A 5,605-nucleotide genomic window follows, 5' to 3' on the forward strand; every position below is an offset into this window, starting at 1 on the left:
CAGTAGCGCAGAAGAGCTTTTAGATAAGCGATAGGTATTTAAAAAAGCTTACAGGAATCAGGAGAAAAAGCTTAGCAATATTTTAATAAATAAAAGTTGTGGGTTTTAATTTTTTTTGTATCTTTGCAGTCCGGTTAAACGGGGCGCAGGAGTGAGTACAGATTGGAGTGTCAGAAGGGGTTAAGGTTACTTAAAAAACTTTAAAATTTTCCTTTGAAACATTTGGCTGGTTAGAAATAAATAATTACTTTTGCAACCGCAAATAAGGAACAGAACGACAGAAAAGCTTCTTTATATATTGCGGAAAGAAAAAAGATCATTGACATACAATATACAACCAAGTAAGAAAAAAACTAAAGCGTAAAAAAACTTTGAGTGGGTCAGGAAAAACATACAATGGAGAGTTTGATCCTGGCTCAGGATGAACGCTAGCGGGAGGCCTAACACATGCAAGCCGAGCGGTAGAGATTCTTCGGAATCTTGAGAGCGGCGCACGGGTGCGGAACACGTGTGCAACCTGCCTTTGTCAGGGGAATAGCCTTTCGAAAGGAAGATTAATGCCCCATAATATATTAAATGGCATCATTTGATATTGAAAACTCCGGTGGATAAAGATGGGCACGCGCAGGATTAGATAGTTGGTAGGGTAACGGCCTACCAAGTCAACGATCCTTAGGGGGCCTGAGAGGGTGATCCCCCACACTGGTACTGAGACACGGACCAGACTCCTACGGGAGGCAGCAGTGAGGAATATTGGACAATGGGTGAGAGCCTGATCCAGCCATCCCGCGTGAAGGACGACGGCCCTATGGGTTGTAAACTTCTTTTGTACAGGGATAAACCTTTCCACGTGTGGGAAGCTGAAGGTACTGTACGAATAAGCACCGGCTAACTCCGTGCCAGCAGCCGCGGTAATACGGAGGGTGCAAGCGTTATCCGGATTTATTGGGTTTAAAGGGTCCGTAGGCGGACTCGTAAGTCAGTGGTGAAATCTCACAGCTTAACTGTGAAACTGCCATTGATACTGCGGGTCTTGAGTGTTGTTGAAGTAGCTGGAATAAGTAGTGTAGCGGTGAAATGCATAGATATTACTTAGAACACCAATTGCGAAGGCAGGTTACTAAGCAACAACTGACGCTGATGGACGAAAGCGTGGGGAGCGAACAGGATTAGATACCCTGGTAGTCCACGCCGTAAACGATGCTAACTCGTTTTTGGTTTTTCGGAATCAGAGACTAAGCGAAAGTGATAAGTTAGCCACCTGGGGAGTACGTTCGCAAGAATGAAACTCAAAGGAATTGACGGGGGCCCGCACAAGCGGTGGATTATGTGGTTTAATTCGATGATACGCGAGGAACCTTACCAAGGCTTAAATGGGAATTGATTGGTTTAGAAATAGACCGTCCTTCGGGCAATTTTCAAGGTGCTGCATGGTTGTCGTCAGCTCGTGCCGTGAGGTGTTAGGTTAAGTCCTGCAACGAGCGCAACCCCTGTCACTAGTTGCCATCATTCAGTTGGGGACTCTAGTGAGACTGCCTACGCAAGTAGAGAGGAAGGTGGGGATGACGTCAAATCATCACGGCCCTTACGCCTTGGGCCACACACGTAATACAATGGCCGGTACAGAGGGCAGCTACACAGCGATGTGATGCAAATCTCGAAAGCCGGTCTCAGTTCGGATTGGAGTCTGCAACTCGACTCTATGAAGCTGGAATCGCTAGTAATCGCGCATCAGCCATGGCGCGGTGAATACGTTCCCGGGCCTTGTACACACCGCCCGTCAAGCCATGGAAGTCTGGGGTACCTGAAGTCGGTGACCGTAACAGGAGCTGCCTAGGGTAAAACAGGTAACTAGGGCTAAGTCGTAACAAGGTAGCCGTACCGGAAGGTGCGGCTGGAACATCTCATTTTAGAGCGTTGAAGAACGTTAAACAAAATTAGGTACTTCGGTACCATTGATTCTGCTTAAAGTAAAGCTTTAGTTTTTTATTTGGTTGCTATATAATATAAAAATACAAAACCCACTAGAAATTAGTATCAGAGGGAGGGATTTAGAAAAAGAAGTTAGAAATTAGAAGTTAGAGATTAGTCTAACCTCTAGTGTCTAAAATCTAACATCTAAAACAAAGTCTCGTAGCTCAGCTGGTTAGAGCGCTACACTGATAATGTAGAGGTCGGCAGTTCGAGCCTGCCCGAGACTACTAATTGAAATAGAGGTTAGAACCTAGAAATTAGAAGTTAGTTTTTTACTAATCTCTAACTTCTAACTACTAACATCTGACTAGAGGGGAATTAGCTCAGCTGGCTAGAGCGCCTGCCTTGCACGCAGGAGGTCAAGGGTTCGACTCCCTTATTCTCCACAGTTTTGGAAGCTTGATTTAAAAGTTACGGATGGAGCCAAAAACAACATCTGTTCATCAAGCTGAAAGAAAGATATTAAGATCATTGACATTAACGGTAAAGACATCACAAAGAGAAAACCGAGCGCATAAAAGCGCTTGAGTAACCAAAAATAGGAAAGAAATCGTTAAGGGCGTATGGCGGATGCCTAGGCTTTCAGAGGCGAAGAAGGACGCGGTAAGCTGCGAAAAGCTGCGGGGATCGGCACACACGAATTGATCCGCAGATGTCCGAATGGGGCAACCCAATACATTGAAGATGTATTACTCTAAATTTATTTAGAGAGCAAACCCGGAGAACTGAAACATCTAAGTACCCGGAGGAAAAGAAATCGAAGAGATTCCGTAAGTAGCGGCGAGCGAAAGCGGATTAGCCCAAAAGTCTTTATATGTTTAAAAGAATGTTCTGGAAAGAACAGCCATAGAGGGTGATAGCCCCGTATTTGAAAGGCATATTTTGATGATAAATGAGTAGGGCGGGACACGTGAAATCCTGTCTGAATATGGGGGGACCATCCTCCAAGGCTAAATACTCCTGAAAGACCGATAGTGAACAAGTACTGTGAAGGAAAGGTGAAAAGCACTTCGAATAGAAGGGTGAAATAGAACCTGAAACCGTACGCCTACAAGCGGTCGGAGCCCACAAGTTGGGTGACGGCGTGCCTTTTGCATAATGAGCCTACGAGTTAATTTTACTAGCGAGGTTAAGGACTTCAGGTCCGGAGCCGGAGCGAAAGCGAGTCTGAATAGGGCGCTTAGTTAGTAGGATTAGACGCGAAACCTTGTGATCTACCCATGGGCAGGTTGAAGCTCTGGTAACACAGAGTGGAGGACCGAACCGGTTGACGTTGAAAAGTCTTCGGATGACCTGTGGGTAGGGGTGAAAGGCCAATCAAACTGGGAGATAGCTCGTACTCTCCGAAATGCATTTAGGTGCAGCGTCGATGTTAAGTTTATTAGAGGTAGAGCTACTGATTGGATGCGGGGGTTTCACCACCTACCAATTCCTGACAAACTCCGAATGCTAATAAATGTTCGTCGGCAGTGAGGGCATGGGTGCTAAGGTCCATGTCCGAGAGGGAAAGAACCCAGACCAACAGCTAAGGTCCCCAAATATATGTTAAGTTGAAGCAACGCGGTTGGACTGCATTGACAGCTAGGATGTTGGCTTGGAAGCAGCCATTCATTTAAAGAGTGCGTAACAGCTCACTAGTCGAGCGGTCCGGCATGGATAATAATCGGGCATAAACATATTACCGAAGCTATGGATTTATACCTTCTGGGTATATCTGGTAGGAGAGCATTCTGTTTGCGCCGAAGCAGTATCGTGAGGTATTGTGGAGCGGACAGAAAAGAAAATGTAGGCATAAGTAACGATAAAGGGGGCGAGAAACCCCCTCACCGAAAGACTAAGGTTTCCTCAGCCATGCTAATCAGCTGAGGGTTAGTCGGGACCTAACGCGAACCCGAAAGGGGTAGTGGATGGACAATGGGTTAATATTCCCATACTTGCTCACACTAAAAAGGGGACGGAGTGCCGTACCTGCTGGAGACTGACGGAATAGTCAAGGCCTAGCTTTCGGGCGAAGCTGCTGCAGGGAAAGTGCTTCCAAGAAAAGCCGAAGTGAAGCAACCCGTACCAAAACCGACACAGGTAGTCGAGGAGAGAATCCTAAGGTGCTCGAGTGAGTCGTGGCTAAGGAACTAGGCAAAATAGTCTCGTAACTTCGGAAGAAGAGACGCCATCAGCAATGGTGGCCGCAGTGAAGAGGCCCAGGCGACTGTTTATCAAAAACACAGGACTCTGCTAAATCGAAAGATGCTGTATAGGGTCTGACACCTGCCCGGTGCTGGAAGGTTAAGGAAGGGCGTTAGCGTAAGCGAAGCGTTTGACTGAAGCCCCAGTAAACGGCGGCCGTAACTATAACGGTCCTAAGGTAGCGAAATTCCTTGTCGGGTAAGTTCCGACCTGCACGAATGGTGTAACGATCTGGGCACTGTCTCAGCCACGAGCTCGGTGAAATTGTAGTATCGGTGAAGATGCCGATTACCCGCAATGGGACGAAAAGACCCTGTGAACCTTTACTATAACTTCGTATTGACTTTGAGTAAGTAATGTGTAGGATAGGTGGGAGGCTTTGAAGCCGGCACGCTAGTGTTGGTGGAGCCAACGTTGAAATACCACCCTTTACTTACTTGGAGCCTAACTTCTTTTAGAAGGACATTGCGTGGTGGGTAGTTTGACTGGGGTGGTCGCCTCCAAAAGAGTAACGGAGGCTTTCAAAGGTACCCTCAGCACGCTTGGTAACCGTGCGTAGAGTGTAATGGCATAAGGGTGCTTGACTGTGAGACCAACAAGTCGATCAGGTGCGAAAGCAGGACATAGTGATCCGGTGGTTCCGTATGGAAGGGCCATCGCTCATAGGATAAAAGGTACTCCGGGGATAACAGGCTAGTCTCCCCCAAGAGCTCACATCGACGGGGAGGTTCGGCACCTCGATGTCGGCTCGTCACATCCTGGGGCTGGAGAAGGTCCCAAGGGTTGGGCTGTTCGCCCATTAAAGTGGCACGCGAGCTGGGTTCAGAACGTCGTGAGACAGTTCGGTCTCTATCTATTGCGGGCGTTAGATGTTTGAGAGGGCTTGATTCTAGTACGAGAGGACCGAATTGAACAAACCTCTGGTGTATCAGTTGTACCGCCAGGTGCACCGCTGAGTAGCTACGTTTGGAAGAGATAAGCACTGAAAGCATATAAGTGCGAAACTCGCCTCAAGATGAGACATCTTTTAAGGGTCGTTGGAGATGACGACGTTGATAGGCTACAGGTGTAAAGGCAGTAATGTCATAGCCGAGTAGTACTAATTACCCGTAGATTTATAGCCTATGGTTGCTATATCAATATAATAAAATTATACAAGCCTTTTATGCGCAGTCAAGGTTTTGTCTTTGTGAACGTTTTTATCGATAAAAATCAGAAGTTAGATACTAGATATTAGAAGTTAGTTTTTACTAATCTCTAATCTTCTAACCACTAACCTCTTATATACCTTCTTTAGGGTGGTTTTAGCGGTGGGGCTCACCTGTTCCCATTCCGAACACAGAAGTTAAGCCCACCAGCGCCGATGGTACTGCGAAAGCGGGAGAGTAGGCCGCCGCCAGTTTTTATTAAAAGTCTCATACAACACAGTTTGTATGAGACTTTTTTT

General features: G+C 46.6%; 2 tRNA genes and 3 rRNA genes. All 5 read left to right on the top strand.

Features of this window, described 5'->3' with window-relative positions:
• Nucleotides 1-393: 393 nt before the first annotated feature.
• A 16S ribosomal RNA gene (locus DRF61_RS22330) occupies nt 394-1,910 on the top strand.
• Nucleotides 1,911-2,127: 217 nt separating this feature from the next.
• A tRNA-Ile gene (locus DRF61_RS22335) sits at nt 2,128-2,201 on the top strand.
• 85 nt (nt 2,202-2,286) lie between these two features.
• Nucleotides 2,287-2,360: transfer RNA gene (locus tag DRF61_RS22340), tRNA-Ala, on the top strand.
• 157 nt (nt 2,361-2,517) lie between these two features.
• Nucleotides 2,518-5,281, top strand: a 23S ribosomal RNA gene (locus DRF61_RS22345).
• Nucleotides 5,282-5,452: 171 nt separating this feature from the next.
• Nucleotides 5,453-5,560 (top strand): 5S ribosomal RNA (gene rrf, locus DRF61_RS22350).
• The 16S, 23S and 5S rRNA genes sit together here with 2 tRNA genes alongside, the layout of an rRNA operon.
• Nucleotides 5,561-5,605: the final 45 nt, after the last annotated feature.

This window comes from Chryseobacterium lathyri, assembly GCF_003290185.1.
Classification (GTDB): Bacteria; Bacteroidota; Bacteroidia; order Flavobacteriales; family Weeksellaceae; genus Chryseobacterium; species Chryseobacterium lathyri.